This window comes from Candidatus Nomurabacteria bacterium (assembly GCA_023898465.1).
Classification (GTDB): domain Bacteria; phylum Patescibacteriota; class Patescibacteriia; order HK-STAS-PATE-3; family HK-STAS-PATE-3; genus HK-STAS-PATE-3.
Window position 1 is genome coordinate 989619 of record CP060223.1, and the last position, 26113, is coordinate 1015731.

19 protein-coding genes and 1 tRNA gene are annotated in these 26113 nt (G+C 48.9%); 17 read left to right on the top strand and 3 right to left on the bottom strand.

Annotated features, from left to right (window positions below; all coding sequences use genetic code 11):
- Positions 1 to 40: 40 nt before the first annotated feature.
- A complete protein-coding gene (locus H6760_04935) occupies positions 41 to 514 on the bottom strand; it encodes an adenylyltransferase/cytidyltransferase family protein (protein USN53472.1) in 474 nt (157 codons plus the stop codon).
- Between the two features lie 135 nt (positions 515 to 649).
- Positions 650 to 2710 carry an excinuclease ABC subunit UvrB gene (uvrB, locus tag H6760_04940; GenBank protein ID USN53473.1) on the bottom strand — a complete coding sequence of 687 codons (2061 nt, stop codon included), beginning with the start codon at positions 2708 to 2710 and terminating at the stop codon, positions 650 to 652.
- A gap of 913 nt (positions 2711 to 3623) precedes the next feature.
- On the opposite strand from uvrB, the gene H6760_04945 reads away from it, so the two are divergent.
- From H6760_04945 to recA, 17 genes are all read left to right on the top strand, one after another.
- Entirely contained in the window at positions 3624 to 4016 is a 393-nt protein-coding gene (locus tag H6760_04945; protein USN53474.1) for a hypothetical protein, read from the top strand.
- 102 nt (positions 4017 to 4118) lie between these two features.
- Positions 4119 to 4691 carry a Holliday junction branch migration protein RuvA gene (gene ruvA, locus H6760_04950; GenBank protein ID USN53475.1) on the top strand — a complete coding sequence of 191 codons (573 nt, stop codon included), beginning with the start codon at positions 4119 to 4121 and terminating at the stop codon, positions 4689 to 4691.
- Positions 4691 to 5698, top strand: coding sequence for a peptidoglycan bridge formation glycyltransferase FemA/FemB family protein (locus tag H6760_04955; GenBank protein ID USN53476.1), 1008 nt, complete (start codon positions 4691 to 4693; stop codon positions 5696 to 5698). Before ruvA ends, H6760_04955 begins: the two co-directional genes overlap by 1 nt.
- Positions 5699 to 5862: 164 nt before the next feature.
- A tRNA-Arg gene (locus tag H6760_04960) sits at positions 5863 to 5939 on the top strand.
- Between the two features lie 21 nt (positions 5940 to 5960).
- Positions 5961 to 6524, top strand: coding sequence for a hypothetical protein (locus H6760_04965; protein ID USN53477.1), 564 nt, complete (start codon positions 5961 to 5963; stop codon positions 6522 to 6524).
- A gap of 158 nt (positions 6525 to 6682) precedes the next feature.
- On the top strand, positions 6683 to 7075 hold the full coding sequence (locus H6760_04970) for a hypothetical protein (GenBank protein ID USN53478.1): 393 nt from the start codon (positions 6683 to 6685) through the stop codon (positions 7073 to 7075).
- A 117-nt stretch (positions 7076 to 7192) separates the two neighbouring features.
- Complete coding sequence (locus tag H6760_04975; protein USN53479.1) at positions 7193 to 7768, top strand: hypothetical protein; 576 nt, start codon at positions 7193 to 7195, stop codon at positions 7766 to 7768.
- A 161-nt stretch (positions 7769 to 7929) separates the two neighbouring features.
- Positions 7930 to 8913: a ribose-phosphate diphosphokinase gene (locus H6760_04980; GenBank protein ID USN53480.1), complete on the top strand. Its 984-nt coding sequence runs from the start codon at positions 7930 to 7932 to the stop codon at positions 8911 to 8913.
- A 389-nt stretch (positions 8914 to 9302) separates the two neighbouring features.
- Positions 9303 to 9506: a hypothetical protein gene (locus tag H6760_04985; GenBank protein ID USN53481.1), complete on the top strand. Its 204-nt coding sequence runs from the start codon at positions 9303 to 9305 to the stop codon at positions 9504 to 9506.
- 81 nt (positions 9507 to 9587) lie between these two features.
- A complete protein-coding gene (locus tag H6760_04990; GenBank protein ID USN53482.1) occupies positions 9588 to 9830 on the top strand; it encodes a hypothetical protein in 243 nt (80 codons plus the stop codon).
- Between the two features lie 6 nt (positions 9831 to 9836).
- Positions 9837 to 10232: a DUF1003 domain-containing protein gene (locus H6760_04995; GenBank protein USN53483.1), complete on the top strand. Its 396-nt coding sequence runs from the start codon at positions 9837 to 9839 to the stop codon at positions 10230 to 10232.
- Between the two features lie 30 nt (positions 10233 to 10262).
- Positions 10263 to 11570: a UDP-N-acetylmuramoyl-L-alanyl-D-glutamate--2,6-diaminopimelate ligase gene (locus H6760_05000; protein ID USN53484.1), complete on the top strand. Its 1308-nt coding sequence runs from the start codon at positions 10263 to 10265 to the stop codon at positions 11568 to 11570.
- Positions 11571 to 11892: 322 nt separating this feature from the next.
- A complete protein-coding gene (locus tag H6760_05005) occupies positions 11893 to 15345 on the top strand; it encodes a DNA-directed RNA polymerase subunit beta (protein ID USN53485.1) in 3453 nt (1150 codons plus the stop codon).
- Entirely contained in the window at positions 15338 to 19249 is a 3912-nt protein-coding gene (gene rpoC, locus H6760_05010; GenBank protein ID USN53486.1) for a DNA-directed RNA polymerase subunit beta', read from the top strand. Before H6760_05005 ends, rpoC begins: the two co-directional genes overlap by 8 nt.
- Before the next feature lie 325 nt (positions 19250 to 19574).
- Complete coding sequence (locus tag H6760_05015) at positions 19575 to 21875, top strand: DNA translocase FtsK 4TM domain-containing protein (GenBank protein USN53487.1); 2301 nt, start codon at positions 19575 to 19577, stop codon at positions 21873 to 21875.
- Positions 21872 to 22582 (top strand): helix-turn-helix domain-containing protein, encoded by a 711-nt coding sequence (locus tag H6760_05020; protein ID USN53488.1) that lies wholly within the window; start codon positions 21872 to 21874, stop codon positions 22580 to 22582. The genes H6760_05015 and H6760_05020 overlap by 4 nt, the downstream gene beginning before the upstream one ends.
- Positions 22583 to 22617: 35 nt before the next feature.
- Positions 22618 to 23658: a recombinase RecA gene (recA, locus tag H6760_05025; protein ID USN53489.1), complete on the top strand. Its 1041-nt coding sequence runs from the start codon at positions 22618 to 22620 to the stop codon at positions 23656 to 23658.
- Between the two features lie 49 nt (positions 23659 to 23707).
- Here recA and H6760_05030 read toward each other — a convergent pair whose 3' ends face one another.
- Positions 23708 to 26092, bottom strand: coding sequence for a hypothetical protein (locus H6760_05030; protein ID USN53490.1), 2385 nt, complete (start codon positions 26090 to 26092; stop codon positions 23708 to 23710).
- Positions 26093 to 26113 lie beyond the last annotated feature (21 nt).

Consider the following 26113-nt stretch of genomic DNA (forward strand, 5'->3'; position numbering starts at 1 on the left):
CAATAGGTATGAATACGCGGGCCAGTGTACCAGTCAATCCTTATTTTGGCAAGTCCTGGGCCGCTGGCGCCTTTCCTTTACCATTTTGGAACTGTTTTTTGAGGATAGATGATTTAAACTCCTCAGGTCGATACGCATCAATCCGGACAATCGAGCAGCGGAGGCGACGGCGTTTTAATTCGCGTTTTAGGTTTCGGGTAAAGGCTTTTTGATCATAGCCAAGCGCAATAACATCTGGTCGATAGTCATCAAGGACGCGATAGACATGGCGTTCATTGCCCAGGACAGCCTTAGTGACCGGCTTCAAGCGCTCGACTGAAATCCGACGCGTTTCTTCATCCCGGAGCGGCCAGGCCTTTTTCACGGTCAGCACAGTGCGATCACGACCAACTACCACGATGAGCTCTTCACCATGCTTGCGGGCCTGCTCTAGGTAGTACTTGTGTCCAGGGTGGAGTAAATCAAAAGTGCCAAATGCTAAGACCCGTCGTTTCCGACTCTGATTTCGGGGCATTGTACGCGGCATTTGAGTTGTAGTATTTGGGGTAGGCATTGCGTGCACGAGTGTAGCATAAAAAGGAAAAGTGGCAAGCTGTAGGGACTGATAAGAGTCTATCCTAAGTCCCGACTTGAATCACTTCCTATTTTGTTATTTCTTTCCCCACCTACCCCGACCGGGTAGATTGGCGTGACTTCGTTTGCCGCGCCGCGCGCGTAGGCTGCTTGTCCGCTTGGTCGGTTTCATTTGCGCGCGCAGTTCACTAATCTGATCGCGCAGCCGGGCAGCTTTTTCAAATTCCAAATTCCGAGCGGCTAAGTCCATGTGCCCTTCTAGCTCTCGAATAAGTTTAGGCAGCTCCTCGGCCGGGATGTCACCCATGCTTGGTTCGGGTGTTTCTTCTTCTACGCGTTTTTGGCCCGAGAGGCGATCCTCTTTGATAGCCTTTTTGATTCCTTTTGGAGTGATGCCGTGAGTTGTGTTGTAGTCCTGCTGGATTTTTCTGCGTCGTTCAGTTTCTTTTATAGCCCGGCGCATCGAGCCAGTCATTTTATCAGCGTACATAATAACGGTGCCATTGATATGGCGCGCGGCGCGGCCCATAGTTTGGATGAGGGAGGTTTCAGAACGAAGATAGCCTTCTTTGTCAGCATCCAGAATAGCTACCAGAGAAACTTCTGGCAGATCGAGCCCTTCCCGCAGCAGGTTAATACCCACCACCACGTCATAGGTGCCAAGCCGTAAGTCACGGAGGATTTCCAATCGCTCCATTGTGTCCACATCGGCGTGAAGGTAGTGCACCTTAATACGCAGCTCGCGTAAATACTCAGCCAGGTCCTCAGCCATTCGTTTCGTAAGCGTCGTGATGAGGACGCGTTCCTTTGCGTGAATACGCTTTTCCACCTCTTCAACCAGGTTATCGATCTGATGCTTGGTTGGTCGGATCTCTATCACCGGATCGAGTAAGCCGGTCGGGCGGATAACCTGCTCTACCACTTGACTACTGCGCTGTATCTCTAGATCGGTTGGCGTGGCTGAGACGTAAACAGTCTGCCCGGTGCGTTGTTCGAATTCATCTACTCGCAGCGGTCGGTTATCCAGTGCAGCTGGCAGGCGGAATCCAAAGTTCACCAGGTTTTGTTTGCGTGCTCGATCGCCCTCGTACATCCCGCGGATTTGCGGTAGGGTAATATGCGACTCATCAATGAAGAGGAGGAAGTCTTTTGGGAAGAAGTCGAGCAAGGTGTAGGGTGGCATGCCAGGTTTGCGGAAGGAGAAAAAGCGAGAATAATTTTCCACTCCATTGCAATAACCAGTAGCGGCAATCATTTCCATATCAAAGCGAGTGCGCTCTTCTATACGCTGCGCTTCAATCAGCTTATCGTGCTGTTTAAACCACTGCACGCGCTCGACCATTTCAGCTTCAATAGCCTGGAGAATCTCTTTTATTTTGTCTTTAGGAGTGACAAAGAGGCGAGCCGGATAAATAGTGGTGGACTGCATAGTTTCGAGCGCATCACCGCTCAGAGGGTCGAGCTCAACAATGCGGTCAATCTCATTTCCAAAGAAGCTCACTCGCAAACCGGTTTCTGCGTAGGCTGGATACACATCCACTGTATCGCCACGCACCCGGAAAGTACCGCGCCGGAAATCCTGCTCATTTCGCTGGTACAGGTTTTCTACCAGCTGCTTCTGAAAATCATAGGGCGCTAATTGTTTTCCAAGCTTTAGGTCAATCGCAACACCTTGATATTCCTCTGGTGAACCAATACCGTAGATGCAAGAAACAGAGGCGACGATGATAACATCTTTGCGAGTGAGTAAGTCACGCGTGGCTGCATTGCGCAATCGTTCAATCTCCTCGTTAATTTGTGTTTCCTTTTCTATATAGGTATCAGAGCGCGGGATGTAGGCCTCTGGTTGGTAGTAGTCATAGTAGGACACAAAGTAGTCAACGGCGTTCTCCGGGAAAAATTCTTTAAACTCAGAAGCCAGCTGAGCGGCCAATGTTTTGTTATGCGAAATGATTAAGGTTGGTTTACCAATATTGGCAATGACATTTGCCATGGTAAAAGTTTTACCTGAGCCCGTGACGCCCAGGAGGGTTTGATAATGATTACCCTTTTGCAGACCCTTGGTTAAGCCCTCGATTGCCTTGGGTTGGTCGCCGGTTGCTTGGAATGGAGAGACGAGCGTAAATGGAGAAGACATAGTTTAGGTAGTGTAGCATGTCTTGACATTCATGTATGGTCCGCTATGGTTGCTGCAGTTCTTTTGAGTTTGCCAAGGAGGGACTATGGCATACCGAGCACTTCGGCAGGAAACCCGAAAAAAGAGAGTTGGCTACCCGGTCATATTGAGGAAGGTGTCTCTCACGGGTCACCAGCAGCATTTCGGATGCTTGGCGACTTTTGTATGGATGTTAGCCTTTGTTTGGCTCTGTCTTTTCCTGGAGTGGTGCCTTGATCTAAAGGTTGATACAGTGCTGAGTTCGACACAAGTCGCTCATCTCATGTATGAGGCCGGATTGAGGTTGATCACCCTCGCGGTGCTCATCGGCGCGTATGGCTACTTCAGTGTTCAAGCAACTCGCCAAGTCCTTATCCGACGTCCCACCAGTAAGAGGCGGCCGAAGCTGACAAAGGAGGATGCTCAATGAGTTGGCAACAGCGCGTGGAGGTGAGAGGTAATGAAGAGGTCGTGCAATCACAAGATGTGTGGCTGACACACAGGCCTGGACCAGGCGAGCAGCTCATCCTCGAGCTTCAACTCGTGAGAGGTGGTCGGCAGGCATTCTCCTGCTTCGTGGATGAGGCTGCCTCGACAGAGTCACGGATGGTTTTGCGAGATTTGCAAGAGACTCGCATCTCAGTGGGCTGAACTTGAGGCGCAGCATGAAGAGTATTTGAGAGCAGTGTGGTACACCCCGCTGCTCTTTATCTTGACTTTCTTCCTCTTTTTTCGCACACTGTGGCTGGTTCCTTGCATTTGAATGAACAAAAGGCTGGGGGAAGATATGAGGCTAATCCAAGTAGGCGAATTGGTACTGAGCCTGCGGAGCAATTTAGGAACTTTGGTCAGTCTGAGCGATGACATTGTTCGCATGGACGACAAGGTGGACAATATGGCTCAGGACGAAAGTCAGGAGTCGACTCCGAGCCCGGAGGATGATGATGGACCAGAGGCAAGCCCGGTGATGTCCATGGAACAACTCATGGGGCAGATCGGGGAAACCTGGCAGCGGATAGGGGGAGCCGCAACTACTCTTCTCGACGAAAGAGAGAGCCCCGGCTATGGAGCCGCGTGCCACTGCATGGGCGAGATGTTGATGGGTCTTCATCAGCGCCTCGGTGGGAGGTCCCTGGATGACAGTGGCAGGGAGCTTGTTGCTGCACTGCATGAATCTTTGCAGGGAATAGGCACTGACCCTGGCAACATCTCAATGATGAGTCTCGGGCATTACAGTAGCGATTTCAGTGAGCGCTATCTTGGCTGGTGCGCGAGACAAAGGGGCTAGCCAGGATTACTCGGAGGGTTACGCACAGCGCTTTGTCGATTGATAGAGCGCTGTTTTCTTGCTTAGTAGCCGAAAGAGATAAACCTACGCTATACTCCAAACATGATTGCCATACTCCGCGGAAAAGTTATTCAACTTGGTGAAAAAACTGCCATTCTCGATGTGCAGGGCGTTGGTTATGAGCTTTTTCTCAGTCCAAATGTGCGCGCATCGTTGAACGTAGATCAAGATATTACTCTGCATACCTATCTGAATGTGCGGGAAGATGCCATGGAACTCTATGGTTTTCAATCAGCGGCCGAGCGTTCATTCTTTAAGCAGCTTATTTCGATTTCCGGTGTTGGACCAAAAAGTGCGCTGGGTGTGTTGGCAGTAGCAAGCTTGGATGAGGTGAAACGAGCAGTGGCCTCTGGTGATGCCAGTATGCTGACCAAGGTGGCCGGTATAGGGCGTAAGACGGCTGAGCGTATTGTGGTTGAGTTGAAGGAAAAACTAGTCGGAGAAGTATTAGAATCCCAAGGCGCCACAGCCGGCGACAGTGGTATTTTGGAAGCGCTGCAAGGCTTAGGGTATTCACTTATGGAAGCACGTGAGGCAGTTCGCGGGATCCCGGCTACTATTGAGGGTTTTGATGAGCGATTGAAAGTGGCCTTAAAGATGATTGGAAAGTCATAATGGACGTTAGGGAAATAAGTGACGCGGTAGCTTGGGATGGATTTATCGGAGCGCAAAATCAAGCGCAGTTTTTACAGTCTTGGCATTGGGGTGAATTTCAGCGAGCGCTAGGTCGACAAATAGTACGCCTGGGTGTCTTTGACGGAGCGCGGCAACTCGCAGCCGCCCAAGGTGCCATTTATCATCTGCCGATGAATCAACGCTATCTCTATATTCCTCGTGGCCCCATTATGCTGGACTATACTGACAAAGCAGTGTGGCAGGCGCTTCATCAAGCCTTATTGGAGCGGGCGCAACAAGCTCGTGCATTGGCGATTCGGATAGAGCCACTCATGCTCCGCAGCGCTGAAGCACCATCGATTGTTGAGTTGGGGTATCAACAGACTGAGGCAATGCAGCCGGCTGATACACGACTCCTTTCCCTTCACACAAGCGAGGATGACATCCTAAATGCAATGCATCAGAAGACTCGCTACAATATTCGCTTGGCTGAGAAGAAGGGTGTGCAGGTGATAACGACACACGCGGAAAAAGACCTCGAGACCTTTTTACAGCTCCAGCACGTGACCGCGAGCCGCGATAACATTAGCCCCTTCCCAGACAGCTACTTCCGCACAATGTTTGCGACTTTACCAGAGCTCATGCGCTCCATCGTGCTGGCGCAATACAACGGCATGACCCTAGCAGCCAATCTCATGATTCGTTATGGCGATACCATGACCTATAGTCATGGTGCTTCATCAAATGAGCATCGAAATGTGATGGCACCCTATCTTGCCCAATGGCGATCAATTCAACACGCAGCGCAGTCAGCTTTGAAATGGTATGACTTCCGTGGTATTGCACCGAGTGACGATCCACAACATGCCTGGGCTGGTATTACACGTTTCAAAGCCGGCTTCGGTGGCGAGGCGGTGCATCTCATTGGCACCTATGATTTCCCAGTTGAAAAAGGTTGGTATCAAGCCTATATGTTTGGTAGGAAGTTAGTCGGCTTGGTCCGTTAGCTCTGCAGCAATTTACAATACGCAGGCTTCCCGCTATGCTGATTTTGCTTCCTTACTTTGCGCCCGTAGCTCTCGCCCGCTACGCCTGAGCGAAGCGATGGCGAGTGGGCAGTTGGCCCCTCGGCCATCTCGATGACAATATTAAAATCTTACGCATTATATATGCGCCCGTAGCTCAGTTGGATAGAGCGTATGGTTCCGGTCCATAAGGTCGTAGGTTCGATTCCTGCCGGGCGCACCACGCGAAGTACGTTATTACTAAGTGACAGTACATAACATGCAGTTTGGCTTCCTGACACTTACCTATCTCTTCTTTATTGCCCTGGCCCTAGCAGTCATGGAAATTCAAATTGAGGGGAAGCACGGTTGGGCAACTCAGTTACCGACTTGGCGTTATGCACGTCCATGGCTCCTGCGGCTCACCAATGGACGACCTCTCACGGGCTATCACATTGCCCTTGGCGCTTTACTCCTCCTCTTCTTTCATTTACCACAGGCGTGGTTTGGTTGGTCGCGACAAGCTGAGGCAGTGACCCTTGCCTCTTTCTTTTTCCTTACAGTGTTTTGGGATTTTCTTTGGTTTGTTTTGAATCCACACTACGGATTGCGTCGTTACTCCCAAGCTCATGTATGGTGGTTTCCTAAACGCTTCCTGGGTTTACCGGTGGAGTATTACGGCGGCCTCTTTCTCTCCGTGTTGAGCTATGTAGCACTCTCTTCTCAGGACATCCCTACAGCCCTAAGTGAGTGGGCGATTGCTGGCGTCATTTTCCTTGGCTATGTAGTTGTTACAGCGCTACTGAGTTTACTTATTCGGCGACAATAATACATTACTTGACTGCATATGCATGACTTGCTAGTGTCTCAAGTCGTTCTTTAGCATAGTCTCAGTAGCGAGGTGGGCAAGCGTCTTGCTTAGCTCGCTGCTGAGATGGCAGCTGTTCTCAGATGTCCTGAGGACACTTCCCGAGATGGGAGGGATAGATGTACCCGAAGCCGATTAACTTGGAGTTGACCGAGTCGCTGCTGGTTGCCATTACGGCAATTCTGCGAGGAGTTGCCTTCCTGTGCAAGCTCGAAGTGAGTGCGCTCAAGTTGGTGAATGAAGACGGATCCGGCAGTGATAGAATCCGGCACATCAACTTCGAGGTGAAGTGCGTCATCGACGGCAAGCCCGTTGTCATGACTGGTCGGGTATCAGTCGAGCGAGGCAGTGAGGACGATCCGACGCCTTGGCAGCCGATGCTTCTGGATCTCGATTTGGCTGAAGGTAAAGGAAGCGTCAGTTGTGGTTTCGACTTCGAGGCCGTCTGCGGCAAGGTGCTCGTGATTCGCTGCGTCCCCATGGAGTCGTGCCAATCACGCCCTAGAGCCTAGGCCCAACGAGCCGTCGTACTCTTTGTTACGGCGGCTTTTTCTTGACACTCAGCAGTGAACAGCGTAAAGAGACCGTGAAGTTAGTCTTGCACATTTACTTTACTGAAGGAGGATTTCATGAGTGGCAAAACACTCATCTCTGTATTCGACAAGTCTGGATTGGTTGAAGCCCTTGCTCCACTTCATAAGCTCGGCTACACGGAGCGACTGGCTTCGGCGGGTACGGCGAAACTACTGACCGAGTCTGGTATGCCGACCGATGACGTAGCGAGCTTGGTCGGCGGAGGACCGATCCTGGGACACAAGGTAGTGACTTTGTCCCGTGAGGTTCACGCAGGTCTTCTGGCCAGCGAGGCTGAGCAAGCTGAGCTGAATGAATTGGGCATCCCACGGATCGAAATCCTCATCGTCGGGTTCTATCCACTGCACGCGGCGCTGGTTGACCCGGGCCGTACTTTGGCATCTGTGCTGCAGTCGCTCGACATCGGTGGTCCGACCATGGTGATGTCTGCAGTGAAGGGTGGACGCATTGTCGTGGTCGACCTGAACGATATTCCCCAGCTCGTGCGCTACCTGAAGGGCGAGTTATCGGATGGTCCCGGCTTCCTGGCCACCTTGTGGTGGAAGGCGGCAGCCAGGGTGGCTGAGTACTACGCTTCCCTGGCAATGTATCTCAATGAGTACCGCCGTTAGCCTGATCTCAGGATCGTACAGTGACATCCACTCGGTTCTTTGCCCCGCCACGATCTACATACAGTAGTAGTGGGCGGGGCTTTTTCTTGACTGCGTACAACTATGTGCTAAGGTCGGCGTAGAGTTTCTTGAGCGGGGTAGAAACAGAAGGAGGGTGTGACATGCCGTTCTTTGACAGTAGTCCTGTAATCCTGAGTGGTAGTGCACACCCGGCATTAGCCACTGCGATTGCCAGAAACCTGGGACTAGATCCGGGGGCTATGAATGTCGGTCGCTTTCCGGATCATGAGATCAAAGTGCAGATCGGCGGAAACATTCGTGGTAAGGACGTTTTCATTGTCCAGCCAACGCATGCAACTGCTGATCGAGGCTCGGACAACTTGCTAGAACTACTCATCATGACTGATGCTGCACGGCGTGCGTCGGCCGAACGCATCACTGTTGTTCTTCCTTACTTCGGGTACGCCCGACAGGATCGGAAGGACAAACCTCGGGTGCCTATCACTGCGAAGTTGGTGACGAGCATGATTCAGCATGCCGGCGCTGATCGCTTCCTCAGCATTGATTTGCACTCGGGCCAGATCCAGGGCTTCACTGACGCTCCCTTTGACCATCTCTATGGTTGGATCGTCTTGCTGCCGGTGATCAAGTCCCTCAATCTTGCGGCACTTTCCATCGGGTCGGTCGATCTGGGCGGAGCAACTATGGTTGGGAACTGGCGCTCGCGTATTCCGGGGTCTGATGTGGTGCTGATCGACAAGCAGCGATTGGGCGATCGAAGCACCAGGATCAGGCAAGTGATCGGCGAAGTTGAAGGCCGCGATATGGTTCTGGTTGACGATGTGCTTAGCAGTGGCATTTCCATGGAGGTAGCGGCTAGGGCTATGCAAGAGCGAGGCGCGCGTAGTGTTCGTGCAGCGGTGACCCACGGAGTTTTCTGTGAAGACTGTATTCGTCGGTTGGAGGAGGCGCCGATAACCGAAGTGTATGTGACCGATACCTTGCCTCTCCCGAGCAGCCTTCCAGGCAAGTTCCGCGTTTGTTCGGTGGCACCGTTGCTCGGCGACGCCATCATGGACATTCACAACTCGAATTCACTCACCCACCATTTTGGGCTGGATGGATCGGATGTGAAAAGCGAATGACGCAGCAGCAACGCCCGTCTCTTTCGAGAGCCGGGCGTTTTTCTCATATTGACCCAGGAAAATACCTATGTTACAACGCTAACGCATTGGCGTGTGTAGCGAGAGTATTGGAGGGCGCATGACTACGCTAAAAGGGAGTCGTCGTAACGAGCGCTGCCTGCGATGCGGGTACAAGCTCAAGTCCTGCATTTGCCCTAAGGGCATCTTTGGTTGGTTCCGGCGGCTTTTTCCTGGATAGGACGGGATAACTCCTTGATGTGCCAATTGATGAGGCGACATCCACTTCCCGGCGGCACTGCATTGCAGGTCGCCGGCGTTTTCATTGACAAAAAAGCCTTGAGGTTGTTTTGTGATAGCAAAACACCGCCCTTTGTCATGAGGAGGGAAAGATGGACTCAAAGGAAATAGAACGCATGCGTGAATTGCTGGCCCTCGGCGACCGCCGAGAGTTGACCATGCCTGAAGTAATCGAGCTTCAGGAGCTACGAAGGCAGGTGGGAGAATTGAGTCCGGGAACAATCCCAGAAGCAATGTTCCCTCAGGGGCCACCCAGAGAATCAGGCGATGATGAGAGCATTGGACTCATTGCCTAGACGATCTTCGCAATTGGCGACGTGCGTTTGTGCGTCGCCTTTCTTTTTCCAGGATTTTCGAAAAAATGCTACACTTTTACCATGGAAGAAAAACATCGTGACGTGCATGGCCACAAAGTATTCTATGCCGAGGAGGCAAAACGCGGCGTGGAATATTTAGATAATGCTCTTGATTATAAAGAGGCTGAGGTATTTTTTCGCGATGCAAAATCACATGGAGAAAGTGAATTCGAAGACGAAGATCGGAGAAACTTCACTTTAGTGTATAATAAAAACGGAACCTACACCCTAGTGTACCGTAAAGAATCTCGAGGCTGGTTTTAATACCATATGCGAAAACGAGTAAAAAAAGAATTTGAGCAGCGCTCTACGTGGCAAGATAGAATCGCCGATACAATAACTCGTTTTTCCGGTTCAATGACTTTTGTTTACCTCCACATCGGATGGTTTATTTTATGGTTAATAGTGAATGGTTTAGAGGGAACAAAGCCATGGGATCCCTATCCATACAACTTCCTCACTCTGATTGTTTCACTGGAAGCGATTTTCCTTTCCACCTTTGTGCTTATTTCACAAAACCGTGAATCTGAGCGGACCGATGTGCGCGATCAGCTTGACTATGAAATTGATGTGAAGGCTCAGGAGCAAATCGAACGCATTATGAAGAGCCTGGAACGCATTGAACGCAAACTCAATACTAGCAGCAAAAAAACAAAGCAAAAGTAGTTCCTGATTCTTTGTAATTCCGGCCGGCATATGTTGAAACAGCTACTCAGACCTTTTATCCCACGATCAATCCTTTTAAGTTATCATCGTTGCCGAGCGCATTTGACCGCGTTTCGTTTTGGCTATCCGGGTAAGAAGCTGCGCGTCATTGCGGTGACCGGCACAAATGGGAAATCAACAGTAGTAGAGTGGATCGGGCAATTGCTTGCTCTCATGGGTGAGCCGGTAGGATGGATTTCTACCGCATCGGTTCGTATCGGCGATGAGACAAAGCTAAATACAACGAAGTTGACTACGGCTGATACGAGTTTTTTACAGTCTCATCTTGCTAAAATGGTGCGAGCAGGCGCAAAGTATGCAGTTCTAGAAGCTTCCTCTCAGGGCTTAGCGCAAGGTCGTTTGAACGGGGTGCCGATTCAGGGTGCAGTTTTTACCAATCTCACACCAGAACATATTGAATGGCACGGATCGATGTTGGCATATCAACGGGCTAAGGAGCTATTGTTTCAAAGACTCATGTCGAGTGCTCGTGTAACAGATGCCCCAAAAGTGAGTGTGGTAAACGGAGACGACCCAGTGGCTGATGCCTTTCTTCGCTACCCAGCGGATAAAAAGGTTGTATGTACTCTGTATGGAAGCGTGCACACAAAAGCTGACGTGCATCGTCGAGCCGAAATTGTTGAGCAAAACGAAAAAGGAACCCGCATTCGTATTGAGGAGCATGAGGTGTTTTTACCTTTTCTTGGGCGCTTCAATGTGATGAATGCCCTGGAAGCAGTAGCCGTGCTTGAGCAATATGGTTTCCCATTAGCTAAGCTAGTACCTGCATTGGCGCAGTTAGTGCCGGTACCGGGACGCTTAGAGTTTATTCCAAGTAAGCGCGATTTTCAGATTTTAGTCGACTATGCGCCTGAACCAGCTTCTATGCAGGCGCTTTATCAAGTGCTTGAGCAGCTCCATCCAAAGCGTATATTGCATGTTTTTGGTTCGGCTGGCGGTGGACGTGATAAGAGTCGGCGTCCAGTGCTCGGCAAATGGGTGGCCGAACACGCAGACCTTGCTATTGTGACAAACGAGGATCCTTATGACGAAGACCCAGAGCAGATAATTGACGATGTTGTAGCCGGAACAAAAGAGGCCTCACCCCTTCGTGCCCAAGTTGAACGGGTATCTGATCGTCGGCAAGCCATTGCCCATGCACTTTCCCTAGCAAAATCAGGCGATTTAGTCGTAATTACCGGCAAAGCATCTGAACAATGGCTGATGGGCCCAAAAGGTACGCGCCAGGCCTGGGACGATCGTCAGGTTGTGCGCGAAGAACTCGGGAATAGACTTTAAGAAGTTTTTCGTTACAGCTTTCTCCCTGCGCAAGGGGGGAATTCGGATAAAATGTGGATAAGTGTGCACGCACTAAAAGTGAAATAGGGCAATCCGAAAACATATTTTGCTAATATTAGCAGAAAATAACAAAAAATAGCCCTGAGAACACTACCCTTGACAGCTGTCAAGTTGATTGGTATGGTGTTGAAGCATCTATTTTGACCCTAAATCGCGATTCCTGACCTTGCGGAAGAACATTTCCTCAGTCCGAGGCACACAATAGGCGACGCGACAGTATATTACGTCCCCGGGACTACCGAGCGGACGTGGTAATTTTTTAATGCAAAAAAACTCATCAGGGGTAACTAAAGAACGGAAGTTTTTTACAAAACTTCACGAAGCCATTCCGCTGCCTGATCTCATCGAGATTCAGAAGCGTTCCTATGAATGGTTTTTCCGCGATGGGCTCAAAGAGCTTTTCGAGGAGATTTCACCTATCCGCGACTTTATCGGTCGTGACCTTGAGTTATATTTTGGTGACTACTACCTGGATGAGCCAAAGTTTGATGAAGTAGCTGCCAAAGCAAAGAACGTAACCTATGAGGCTGCACTTCGCGTACAAACTCGTTTAGTTAACAAAAAGACTGGTGAAATCAAGGAACAGGAAATTTACCTGGGTGATTTCCCACTCATTACTGATCGCGGCACTTTCATTATCAACGGTATTGAGCGCGTGGTTGTTTCACAGCTGATTCGTTCAGCTGGCGCCTTCTTTACTGCTGAGTACTTGCGCGGACGTTATTACTATGGTGCAAAAATTATTCCAAACCGTGGCGCTTGGCTGGAATTAGAAACTGATGCGAATAATGTTATCTCAGTAAAGATTGACCGTAAGCGCAAAGTACCGATCACATCACTGCTTCGCGCCTTTGGCCTTGGTTCTGATGAAGAATTGCTCGGCCTCTTTAAAGAAGTTGATACTCACGCGACTGATAAATATCTAGAAGCAACGATTGCTAAGGATGCCGCTCGTTCAGAGGCAGAGGGCTTGAAGGAAGTCTACAAGCGTATTCGTCCAGGTGACTTGGCTACAACTGACAACGCACGTGAATTGATTCACAAGATGTTCTTCTCATTCGATCGATATGACTTCGGTCGAGTTGGTCGTTACAAGCTGAATCATCGCTTCGGCTTTGATTTCCCAAATGACAAAGAGCATCGTGTCTTGCAAAAAGATGATGTGATCGCCATTGTTCGCGAAATCATCACCTTGAATAACCGCCAAGCAGAGCCGGATGATATCGACCACTTAGGTAATCGACGAGTTCGCGCCATCGGTGAATTGGTTCAAAACAAGTTCCGCGTTGGTTTGGCTCGCATGGAGCGTATCGTAAAAGATCGCATGTCCACTCGCGACATCACTACACTCACTCCAAACCAATTAATTAATGCGCGTCCAATTATTGGTGCAGTAAAAGAGTTCTTCATGAGCTCCCAGTTGTCCCAATTCATGGATCAGCATAATCCATTGGCTGAGTTAGAGCACAAGCGCCGCTTGTCTGCTATGGGTCCTGGTGGTTTGTCACGCGAACGAGCCGGATTTGATGTGCGTGACGTGCACCGCACCCACTATGGTCGTATCTGTCCAATTGCCACTCCAGAAGGACCAAACATTGGTTTGGTCGGACACTTGGCCAGCTACGCACGTATTAATGACTATGGATTTATCGAAACACCGTTCCGCCGAGTTATTCATGATATACCAAACGATCCTAAGCAAACTGAAGGTGAAGAGCTACGTGAGGATGTACAAGATGCAGCTGGTCAGACTGTGGCCAGTGCCGGCACAAAAATCACTAAGGATATCGCTGAGAAGTTAAAGCAATCTGGCAAAGAGCTTATTCCGATTAAGCCACGTGTGTTAAGCGATGTGCTTTACTTGGATGCCTTTACTGAAGAGCGTGCTGTGACCACTGCCGCAACCACCCCGATTGATGAAAACGGTTATTTCATGAGCGAGCGGGTTGAGGTTCGACGTCATGGTGAGCCAACCATTGGTACACCGTGGGAAGTTGATTACATGGACGTTTCACCGAAGCAGATTGTGAGTGTGACCACGTCCTTAATTCCTTTCTTGGAACACGATGACGCGGTACGTGCCCTGATGGGTACCAATATGCAACGCCAGGCTGTGGCTGTTATTAACCCACAATCACCGATTGTTGGTACTGGTGTTGAGGGTCGCGCAGCACGTGATTCTGGTCAGGTTGTCTTAGCGAAGAATGCCGGTGAGATTGTGAAGGTGCAAGGTAACCTTATACAGATTAAGGAAGCTGATGGTACTATTCGTGATTATCCTTTGCGTAAATTCAATCGATCAAACGCTTCCGGATCAATTAACCAGAAGCCTTTAGTTGATCGTGGACAAGAAGTAGAAGCCGGTGCGCTTTTGGCTGATGGTCCTTCCACTGAAGACGGTGAATTAGCACTTGGGCAAAACATTCTTGTGGCTTTCATGCCATGGGAAGGTGGTAACTACGAAGACGCTATTCTCTTGTCTGAACGTTTGGTGCAGGGCGACCGCTACACTTCTATTCACATCGAGGACTACTCAATTGATGTACGCGACACAAAGCTCGGACCAGAAGTAGTTACGCGCGATATTCCTAACGTGTCTGAAGAGAAGTTAAAGGATTTGGATGAAGACGGTGTGATTCGCATCGGAGCAGAAGTTTCTTCAGGTGATATTTTGGTCGGCAAGATCACCCCGAAGGGTGAGACCGAGCTCTCAGCTGAGGAAAAATTACTCCGGGCAATTTTTGGTGAAAAAGCGAAGGATGTAAAAGATAGCTCACTCTACTTAGAGCATGGTGAGCACGGTAAAGTGGTTGACATCAAAGTCTTTTCACGAGAAAAGGGTGACAAACTTTCATCCGGCGTGATCAAGACTATCCAAGTTTCAGTTGCCCAACTTCGCAAGATTCAAGTTGGCGACAAGATGGCTGGCCGACACGGAAACAAAGGTGTTATTTCTCGCATTGTGGCTGTAGAAGATATGCCATTCCTAGAGGACGGTACCCCGGTCGACATTATTCTCAACCCGTTGGGTGTTGCCTCTCGTATGAACCTCGGACAAATTTTGGAAACCCACCTCGGGCTCGCCGCAAAGAAGCTTGGTTACAAGGTTGCCAGTCCAGCTCTCGATGGCGTACCAGAAGAAACCATTCGTGAAGAATTAGCCAAGGCTGGTTATCCAGTTGACGGTAAGCTGACCTTGATTGATGGTCGTACTGGTAAGCCAATGGATCAAAAAGCTACCGTGGGTAACATTTACATGTTGAAATTGAATCACTTGGTTGAAGATAAGATTCACCAACGTTCCATTGGTCCATACTCTCTCGTTACGCAGCAGCCGCTCGGTGGTAAAGCTCAGTTCGGTGGTCAGCGCTTTGGAGAAATGGAAGTGTGGGCACTCGAAGCATATGGTGCCGCCCATACCCTGCAAGAAATGTTGACCATTAAGTCTGACGACGTACCAGGTCGCTCCAAGGCCTATGAGTCAGTCATTAAGGGTGAACCAATTACCCGACTCAATGTTCCAGAATCCTTTAACGTATTAGTCCGTGAATTAAAGGGTCTTGGTTTGGATGTTGATTTGATCGGCGCCAAACCACGTGATGGAGAAGAAGAAAAACCTCGCCAACCCTCTGAAGAAGAGAAAAAACTAGCAACGGCTGAAACAGGTGGAGGAGAGGACGTCCCCGAAGAACCTAAAGAATCAAGCGATGATTGAAGAAGTAAAGCCAGCAGATTTTAAAGCCATCCGATTAAAGCTCGCCTCCCCGGACGCGATTCATGCGTGGTCCTATGGTGAAGTCACCAAACCAGAGACGATTAACTATCGGACACAAAAACCGGAAAAATCCGGTCTCTTTGCCGAGGAAATTTTTGGACCTTCCAAGGACTGGGAGTGTTACTGTGGCAAATACAAGCGCATCCGCTATAAGGGCATTGTCTGTGACAAGTGTGGAGTAGAAGTTACTCGCTCACTGGTTCGACGTGAACGCATGGGTCACATTGATTTAGCTGCTCCATGTTCACACATTTGGTTCCTCCGCGGCGTGCCATCCAAGATCGGCTTGATTCTCGATCTCTCGGTACAGGAGTTAGAGCGCGTTATTTACTTTGCAAATTTCATTATCACCGATGTCAACGAAGAGTTACGTAAGATGACATTGGAGCAGCTTGATCAAGAAGCTCAAGCAAAGAAAAAGGCCATCGAGTCTGAATTGCATCAGCAGATCCAGTCTGTGAAACAGCGCCGAGCCGATGCTGATAAGAATGGTAAAGATACTAAAGCTTTTGATGAAGAGCTCGACGGTTTGCAAAAGATGAAAGAAGAGCAGCTGCAGAATTTGAGCGAAGTGGTTGACATTGCTAAGAAGGAATTAAAGGATCTGCAAAAGTATCAGATCGTTTCTGAGAACGTGTATCATAATCTTTCCTTGAAATACGGCCAGGTTTTTGAGGCCGGTATTGGTGCTGAATCAATCCGTCAGCTCTTGGTGGAAATCGACCTCAAGGAAATGGCAAAGCAACTCGAAAATGAACTAATTGATGCGCCAGAAAATAAGGCCCGTCGTTTAGTTCGTCGCTTGAAGCTGGTAAAGAATTTCCTCCGCAATGGTTTGCGACCTGAATGGATGATTTTGTCTGCTATCCCGGTTATCCCACCGGATTTGCGTCCGATGGTGCAATTGGATGGCGGTCGCTTTGCTACCTCTGATTTGAATGATCTCTATCGCCGCGTTATCAATCGTAACAATCGATTGAAGCGTTTGATTGAATTGAATGCACCTGAAGTTATCTGTCGCAACGAAAAGCGTATGTTGCAAGAAGCAGTTGACGCCTTGATTGATAATGGTGCTCGACATGGTAAGACGGTAACTGCTTCAACCGGTCAGAAGCGCATGCTGAAATCAATTGCTGACACCCTTAAGGGTAAGCAAGGTCGCTTCCGCCAAAACTTGCTTGGTAAGCGCGTTGATTATTCCGGTCGCTCGGTTATTGTTATCGGTCCTCACCTGAAGCTCTACCAATGTGGTCTGCCAAAGCGCATGGCCCTCGAGCTTTTCCGACCATTCGTGATTTCTGAATTGATTAAGCGCGAATACGTCCATAACGTTCGTAGCGCATCCCGTTTCATTGAAGCAAACCGTCCGGAAGTTTGGGATATCCTAGAAGAAATTACCAAAGGCGCGCACGTGCTCTTAAACCGTGCTCCTACTTTGCACCGACTTGGTATTCAGGCTTTCCAACCAATCCTTATTGAAGGTAAGGCTATTCAAATTCACCCATTGGTGTGTGCAGCTTTCAACGCTGACTTCGATGGTGACCAAATGGCCGTCCACGTTCCGTTAACTGAACAAGCCAAATGGGAGGCTAAGGAATTAATGCTTTCGAGCAAGAACTTGCTGAAGCCGGCTACTGGTTCACCAGTGGTTAGCCCCTCACAGGACTTGGTCTTGGGTATGTACTACCTCAGCTTAATGGATGAGTCTGATAAGAATATTGCCTTCTCTTCACCAGAAGAAGCTAAACTAGCCTATGACACTGGCCGAGTAACACTCCACCAGCAAGTGAAGATCCGTCTCACGCCAAGCACCCTTACTGAAACAACAGTTGGTCGGGTTATCTTCAATGAAATCGTGCCGAAGGAAATGGGTTTTGTGAACGAGGTACTTGATAAGAAGACCCTTTCAAAGTTGGTAGGTGGCATCCTCAGTCTCCTTGGCAACGATCGCACAGTAGAATTTTTGGATGCAGTGAAGCGACTCTCCTTTGAAACCCTGACCTCATCCGGTTTGTCCTGGGGTATGGATGACTTACCAATTCCTGAAGCAAAGCAGGATGTTATCAAAGAAGCTGCCACGAAGGTTGATGAGATTCACTCTCACTACGAATCAGGATTACTGACTGAAGAAGAACGTCACGCCAAGATCATCGAGATTTGGGCAAGTGTGAAATCGCAACTGCAGGCTATTAGCCGAGACCGATTAGATAAGTCCGGTCCGGTCTACATGATGATTGAATCAGGCGCCCGTGGTTCCTGGGAACAGATTACTCAGATGATGGGTATGAAAGGTTTGGTAACCAACCCATCCGGAGGCATTATTGAACTGCCGGTAAAAGGTAGCTTCAAAGAAGGTTTCGATGTACTGGAATACTTCATCTCCACTCACGGTGCACGTAAAGGTTTGTCTGATACCGCCCTCCGTACTGCAAATGCTGGTTATCTGACTCGCCGTCTCATTGATGTAGCGCAGGACATTGTTATCCGTGAAGAGGATTGTGGTGATACCGCAGGCTTCACCTATGTTGCCGAAGAGGCTGAACAGATGGGTGAGAGTCTGCAAACCTTTGTACACGGTCGCGTGTTGGCAGCTGATATTGTCCATCCAAAGACCAAGAAAGTCCTTATCGCAGCCGGCACCCTCGTAACCGATGAAGAATACGCTAAGCTTGAAAAAGTGCAGCTTGAGTCAGTAACGATTCGCAGCGTATTAAGCTGTGTATCCCGACGCGGTATTTGTCAGAAGTGTTATGGATATGACTTGGCTTACAACCGCATGGTGAATATGCACGTGGCGGTCGGTATTATCGCTGCACAGTCTATCGGTGAGCCTGGTACTCAGCTGACAATGCGTACTTTCCACACTGGTGGTGTGGCCGGACAAGATATCACCCAAGGTTTACCTCGCGTTGAAGAGTTATTTGAAGCACGTCCAGTCCGCAAGCCATCTATCTTAGCTGACCAAGCTGGAACCGCTCGAGTTGAAGAGCGCGATGGTCAAACCATTGTGACTATCCGTGGTATTGGCACCACTCCTGAAGCGTATAAATTCCCTCGTAAGAAGGCCGGCTTAAAAGTGCTCGTAGAGGATGGGTCTGAGGTCCAAGAAGGCGATGTGCTTTATGAAATTGACGGGGATAAGACGCTTAGCAAATCGGCTGGTAAGTGTAAGGTAAACAAAACCGCTGTGACAGTGATTACCGAAGGCATGTCTGATAAGGAATATATCATCCCGGCCGGGTATACACTCTGGGTAAAAGACGGTGATCTCGTGAGCGTTGGTGACACCTTAACTGAAGGTAGCGTGAACCTGGGCGAGCTCTATCACCTGAAGGGCGTCTCAGCAGTCCAGAAATACGTTATCAAGGACATTCAGTACATCTACTCATCTCAGGGTCAGAAGCTTAATAACAAGCACATCGAAGTTATTGTGCGCCAGATGTTCTCACGTGTGTACGTGACCGATCGCGGTGAAACAGAATTGCTTGATGGTGATATTGTTGAATACACTCGATTAGTAGAGGCTAATGACAAGGCAAAGAAAGAAAAGACCAAGCCAGCTACTTATGAGCATCTCTTGCTCGGTATTACCAAGGCTAGCTTGACCACCGAAAGCTTCTTGTCCGCTGCTTCTTTCCAAGAAACCGCCCGCGTCCTCATTGATGCCGCAGTTTCAGGTAAGATGGACACATTGCGCGGTCTCAAAGAAAACGTGATCATCGGTAAGCTTATTCCGGTTGGAACTGGCGTCACTATGCCGCGTGTAGAGAACGCAGAAGCAGAGGCTGACGAGACTGAAGTCGATCCAGCACCAGAGGCAGAGAAAGAAGCCGAAAAGGCCTAGGATTTATTCTACCCTCCCTTTGCCTAGATGCATGTCACATGCTATGCTTTTTGAGTTGCCGCAATGTTGCGGTACGAGCCTCGAAGGAGGACTAGATGCACACGACGACTCGACTCAGGGGACCGACGACGTCGACAACGAAGGCGCGGTATCAGAAGAAGACGACGGCCTGGCTCGATCAAGGTGTGATCGCCAGCGTCACGAAGTCGGGCGGCCAGGACTAGCGCATCCCTGCTAGCTCTTGGAACAGCGGCCATACTCCGTGTATGGCCGCTCCTTTTCTTGCTTTGTTTATTGCCTAAAAAAGTGGTACAATACGCAGGCTATGGCAACGAAAAATGTCCGACGTCGGGGCCGTCCGACGCCTTGGGATACTGACGAAGAGCAGGCCCCAGAGGAATCACAACTCAGTCCAGAGACGAAGCGCGGAATTATAGTAGTTGTGATTTTTGTGGCCGCCCTTGTTTTCATTTTAGGATTTTTTGACTTGGCTGGTGTGGTGGGCGAGTGGCTAGACAAAGGTCTAGGTTGGCTTTTTGGTTGGTCAAGGTATCTCCTACCTCTTTTTCTGGTGGCTATCGGCTTCGCGCTACTGAAACCTGACACGATTCGCCTGCGCGCCTGGGCCTATGTGGGCGCTGGGCTATTTATGATTGCTTTTGCTGGTCTACTTCACCTCCTGGTTGATGAAGCAGAAATACAAAATGCGATAACTGACGGGCGCGGCGGCGGCGGAATAGGATATGTTATGCGACAAGGTTTAGAAAGCATGTTTGGCCAGATCGCGGCGATCACTATTCTCTTAGCCCTGTTGATCATCGGTGTACTTGTTATGTTCAACACTACATTGCACGCTATTGCCGGACAGCGCACGGTGGTAGATCGCAGCATGAACCGTCTACGCTTCTGGTTTTATCGTCTGAAGATTGCTTTTGAGTCTCACAAAGATGAAGAACCAGAAGAAGAGGAAGAAGATGTAGAGGAGGATGAGCGAGAATTCACTGCTCGTGATATTGCTGGTGCAGAAGATGGTGAGGAAGAGGGAGAAGGAGAAGAGGACATCCCAGCTCATGGTGAAGGCACTCAAGCGCAAATATTTCCAAAAGTCCGTCGCAAGAAGCGCAAGGCTGACGTGCCGATTAATCTCTTAGAACAGAAACACGAAAAGCCGATGAGCGGCAACATTGAAGAAGGCAAGCAAAAAATTAAGCGTACACTTGAGACTTTTGGCATCGACGTAGAAATGGATGAAGTCAACGTAGGTCCAACAGTCACTCAGTACACTCTGAAGCCAGCCGAGGGTGTGAAATTGGCTCAAATAACCACACTGCAGAACGATCTCGCGCTTGCCTTGGCGGCCCACCCAATTCGTATTGAGGCGCCGATTCCCGGTAAGTCCTTGGTTGGTATTGAAGTGCCGAATAAAGCCAGCGCGGTGGTAACTATCCACGAAATGCTCAGCTCGGATAATTACTCCAAGCGTAAATCAAACCTAAGCCTCGCTCTAGGTAAGGATGTGGCGGGCAATGCTTGGGTAAGCGATCTCGATCCCATGCCTCACTTGTTGATTGCTGGTTCAACTGGATCAGGAAAGTCGGTTTGTATCAACACAATTCTGATGAGCTTGCTCTACAGTAATACACCTGACGACTTGCGACTTATCATGGTTGACCCAAAGCGGGTGGAGTTAAGCAACTATAATGGTATTCCACATTTGCTCACGCCAGTCATTACTGATGTTGATAAAACAGTGCACGCTTTGAAATGGGTGGTAGGTGAAATGGATCGCCGCTATGAAACACTCTCTCAGACGGGCAAGCGAAATATTAAAATGTATCGCGAGGAAATCGACGATGGCATGCCATACATTGTCGTTGTCATCGATGAGTTAGCTGATTTAATGGCTGTGGCCTCTCGTGATGTAGAAGCAGCAATTGTTCGCTTAGCTCAAATGGCTCGAGCAGTTGGCATCCACTTAATCGTAGCAACCCAACGACCATCGGTTGATGTTATTACTGGGCTTATTAAGGCAAACATCACTGCACGTATTGCTTTTAACGTTGCATCAATTATCGACTCACGCACGATTTTAGATTTGAGTGGCGCTGAGAAGCTGCTTGGTAAAGGTGATATGCTTTTCCTATCTTCCGACCTCTCTAAGCCAAAACGTTTGCAGGGTGCCTTTGTTTCAGAAAAGGAAATTGAGCGAGTGGTTGATTATCTCAAAGATCAAGCTGAACCGCAGTATGTTGAAGAAGTGACCGCTCGTCCGAAATCAGCCATTGGGGCGGGTGGATCCGATATGAGCGGCGAGGATGACTTACTCGAGGAAGCAAAAGAAGTTATTTTACGGGCTGGTAAAGCCTCGGCCTCTCTTCTCCAGCGGCGTTTACGCGTTGGCTATGCTCGAGCTGCTCGTTTGCTCGACTTACTCGAAGAGGAAGGCTTCATTGGTCCAGGTGAAGGAGCAAAGCCGCGTGAAGTTTTGGGCGGAGTGCCGGTCAGTAATGATGGCTTTGATGTAGCAGAGGAGCTAGATGATGAAGAAATTGTTGAGGATGATGGCGAAGAAGCAGAAGTGGCAGATGACGATGAAGAAGAGGACGAAGAAGAGTCGCGCGCATGAGCACCTTCCGGAGAAAGCAACTGCGAGCTAGCATCACTTTGGGTGAGCGCCTAAAATCCCATCGCCTTGAACAGGGCTGGGAAATTTTTGATGTAGCTGAGTCTACTCATATTGCACAGAAATATATTCAAGCCCTAGAAGAAGGCGCCTATGGTCAATTGCCTGGCGAAGTGTACATTCGAAATTTTCTCCGCCAGTACGCAAACTTTCTTCGCGTGAGTCCTGATGATGTTATTAGCTCATATGAAAAAGAGCGAGGCCTGGTTAAGCATCTGTTAAATAAAGATAAGAAGTTTGTCCAACGACACGTAGATGTGAAGCCAGTCTTCACTCCTCGAAGATTGCGCATCCTAGGCTTTACTACCATTGTCGTCGTCGTTCTTGCGTACTTAGTTGTACAAGCGTGGTCAATTATTCGGGCGCCGGAACTTGTGGTAGATAGCCCGGAGCCACAACTGACAACCATCGAACGGACTATTAAGGTGGGCGGAATGACCGAGGCAGAGAGCGAAGTAACTATCAACGGACAGCGAGTTTTAATTGATACCGAAGGGCGTTTTAGCGAGTTAATTGATTTACATGAAGGATTAAATACCATTCAGGTGGTGGCGAAGAAAAAGCGTAGTCAGGCCAGCACCATAACCCGACAAGTATTAGTGACCATCCCGGAAATCCAGGACGTTGACACGAATAGTGACAACCGATAGGCTTAGAGCGGTGGCACATAAGGAGTACCAAATTTATGGCAACAAAAACAAGCAGTCAGGAAAACGATAGCGCCGGACGCGGCAAAGCAGCTGAAATAGCTATTGAGCAAATTCGCGAGCGTTTTGGCGACGGTTCGATTATGAAGCTGGGAGAAGCACGTAAATCTGATGTGGAAGCAGTTTCCACTGGATGCTTATCCCTTGATATTGCTCTTGGTGTTGGCGGCGTACCCCGTGGGCGCGTTATTGAGATTTATGGACCGGAAGCTTCAGGTAAAACAACCCTTGCTCAGCACATTGTCGCCGAGGCACAGAAGAAAGGCGGTTTAGCGGCTTTTATCGATGCTGAGCACGCGCTTGACCCTGACTATGCTCGTAAGATTGGCATTAAGGTTGATGATTTACTCATTTCTCAGCCTGATACCGGCGAGCAAGCCTTGGATATCTTAGAGACCTTGGTGCGTTCAAACGCAGTAGATATTATCGTCGTTGACTCGGTTGCTGCCTTAACACCAAAGGCGGAAATTGAAGGAGAAATGGGTGACTCACATATGGGTTTGCAAGCTCGCCTCATGAGTCAGGCCTTACGTAAGCTTACCGCTCTAATTTCTCGATCTCGCACCATTGTTATCTTCATCAACCAAACACGCATGAAGATCGGTGTCTTCTTTGGGAATCCTGAGACAACCACAGGTGGTATGGCGTTGAAGTTTTATTCCTCAGTTCGCATCGAGATTCGACGTATTGGTCAAATTAAGCAGGGCGAACGGATTATTGGTAGCCGCACTAAAGCAAAAGTAGTGAAGAATAAAGTGGCCGCACCATTTAAGGTGACCGAGTTCGATATCATGTACAACGAAGGAATCTCCGTAGCCGGCGACCTCATTGATACTGGTCTCCAATATGGCGTGGTTGAAAAACGAGGTAATACCTATTCCTTTGGTGAAGCCAAGTTGGGAGTAGGTAATTACGCAGCACGCGACTTCCTTAAAAATGAGCAGAAATTACAGCAAGAAATTCGTACGCAAATTCTCGCTGCCGTGAAAGCAGAGCAGGAAGAAGCAGACAAAAAATAGCTATTGTAGCAGATAAAAACAAAAGCGCGGTGATATGCCGCGTTTTTGTTTAGTAGCCAGTATTCGCGATGATCGTAGAGAGAAACTCAGCCGGAAATTTCGGGGGCTGGTCGGCTAAGGCTTGATGGTAAATAACCGTAGATCCAGTTAAACCTGGTAAGGTGTTTACCTCAATAACATGTATTGCCCCAGTTTTGAGATGAACAAAGATATCGATCCGCGCGTAGCCTCGTATGCCTAGTGCAGTGGCTAGTTCAGCAATACGCTGCCTTACCTTCTCCACCGTCGATCCTTGAATCAAATGTTCAGGCGGTGGCGTGATATTAATTCCAGTACCACCTTGGAATTTTTCTTCAACAGTGAGGACTTCACCCTCCGCGATCGTGATACTCGGAGCTAAGGCGTGTATTTTTCCTCGCACCTCAATCACTCCGGCAGTCATTTCCACCCAACCTGATACTGGCAGGTGCTTCATTTTATTCGCTTTGACCCGTAGCTTGTCAGTGGCAATGAAGCGTTCAATGAGGAGGCGCTTCGGAGCGGCGCTTGGTAACTCAATAATATCAGCCTGTCCGTGGAAAGTATTTTTAGGTATGTACGCAGCTCTTTTTTGTAGATACGCCAAGTAGGTTTTAAGATCCTGCGCGGTGAAGATGTGTGCGACTCCAGTTGTGCAGCCATCACTTTGCGGCTTGATAATAAAGGTTTTTGAATGAAGTTCTGTATGTAATTTTTTCCAGAGCGCTTCAATTTGGCTACTTGTCATATGCAAAAGCGTGCTCGTCAAGAAGCTTTCTCCAGCAATTGCCTGCACCCCGGGTATGTTGAGTTGGCGAATGGCTTCCGCAGTTTTCCATTTATCCATACAGAGTTGAGAAGTCGTGGCTGGGGAGCCATTAAATTTTACCTTTGCCTTTTCGCAGGCTGCCTGAAGTGTCCCGTCTTCACCCTTACCACCATGCAGTGCAATGAAAAGGAAAGATGATGAGTGAAGGAGTTCATTCAGACTCAGTTTTCTCGGGTCAAAAAAGTCTTGTGCATTCTTCTCTTCTCGTAAACCTAGCTTGATTCGGGCCCGACGCTCAAAGTCCTCCAGCCGATGTTTTTCGTTTGGGTATTGCTGACAGTTTTCCATTATTTCCTCTACCGTGTGATTCAAGCTGAGATGGTAGGGCAGCTTCCACACATCGCCATGTGTATCAAGCAAGTAGGGCTGTGGCTCATACTCTTTTGTTTGCCGTAGCTTTAGCCAGACATTTGTTCCACTCATGAGAGAAACCTGGCGCTCGGAGTTGCTCCCACCCATGAGAATTGTCACCGTCTTCCCTTTCTTTTTTTGTGAAGAGATTTCAGGGAAGTGAACACCTTGACGCGCGCTAGAGTGCTGTACAATGTATTGCAAAACATCCCGATGCGTTAGTCCTACTCGAGCGGCCTGCTGGAAAAGAAAACTGTTTTGCTCCATACCGCTTACGGTATTAAAGTCACAGAACCATATTTTTCCATTAGGTAACACCCATCCGTCAAAACGAGCAGCATCGTGCATGCCAAAGAGGCGGAAGAGCTGTTCCCCTTGCGCCTGAATGCGTTCAATAATCTCTTGGCTAAAGCGAGGAGGGCAGTGCCATGTTACCTGTCGAGTTGGTAAATATTTCCTGCGGAAGTCAAAGATTTGATGCTCTGTATAGTCTGTTTCAATCTCAGTTGGCGGTAGGGCTACCGGCAGGGCAAACTGGTTTTCTAGTATGATCATGGTAAATTCCTTGCCCTGCGCAAAAGGCTCCACAACCACCCGGGTATCCATTCGCTTTGAGAAAATGAGTTTTGTTTTCTCGAGTGCTTCCTGAGGTGTTGCCACTGAAAATACTCCGATACTTGATCCGCCGCTAGCGGGCTTTACTACTGCGCGCTGGACTTTGTTATTTGCAAAAAAATCTTTGAGTATTTTTTCGTGATCAGTATGAAAAATTTTTAATACCGCGGAGGGAAGGGTAAAAAAATCGTGCCCAGCAATAAATGTATTTGCCGTGTGCTTATCAAAAGCCAGTCGACAAGCCTTTGATCCGGAGCCAACAAAAGGGATAGCATGTTTTTCTAAGAAACGCTGGATGCCACCATCCTCCCCAAAAGGTCCGTGCATCGCCGGGAAGGTGATAGCCACTTCTCGTAGCTTTTTCACTAGCGCTGCTGTGGTGAGTGGTGTGGCTGTTTGTTGAAGTTTAAAATCAAAATCCGAAGGGGTGTTACTGTAGAGTTGGGCTTGAGAAATTTGATAGGCTTGTTTTTTGTTATCAAAATAAATTGGCACAATCTCAATTTGCTCAGATTTTAAGTGATCCATGAGCGAGCGAGCCGAGTTTAAAGAGATACCCCGTTCGAGTGAGGGGCCTCCGCAGAGCACTGCTACAGAAAATTTTGCAGATTTTTTTGCCATATTTTTCTTAAAAAATATAGC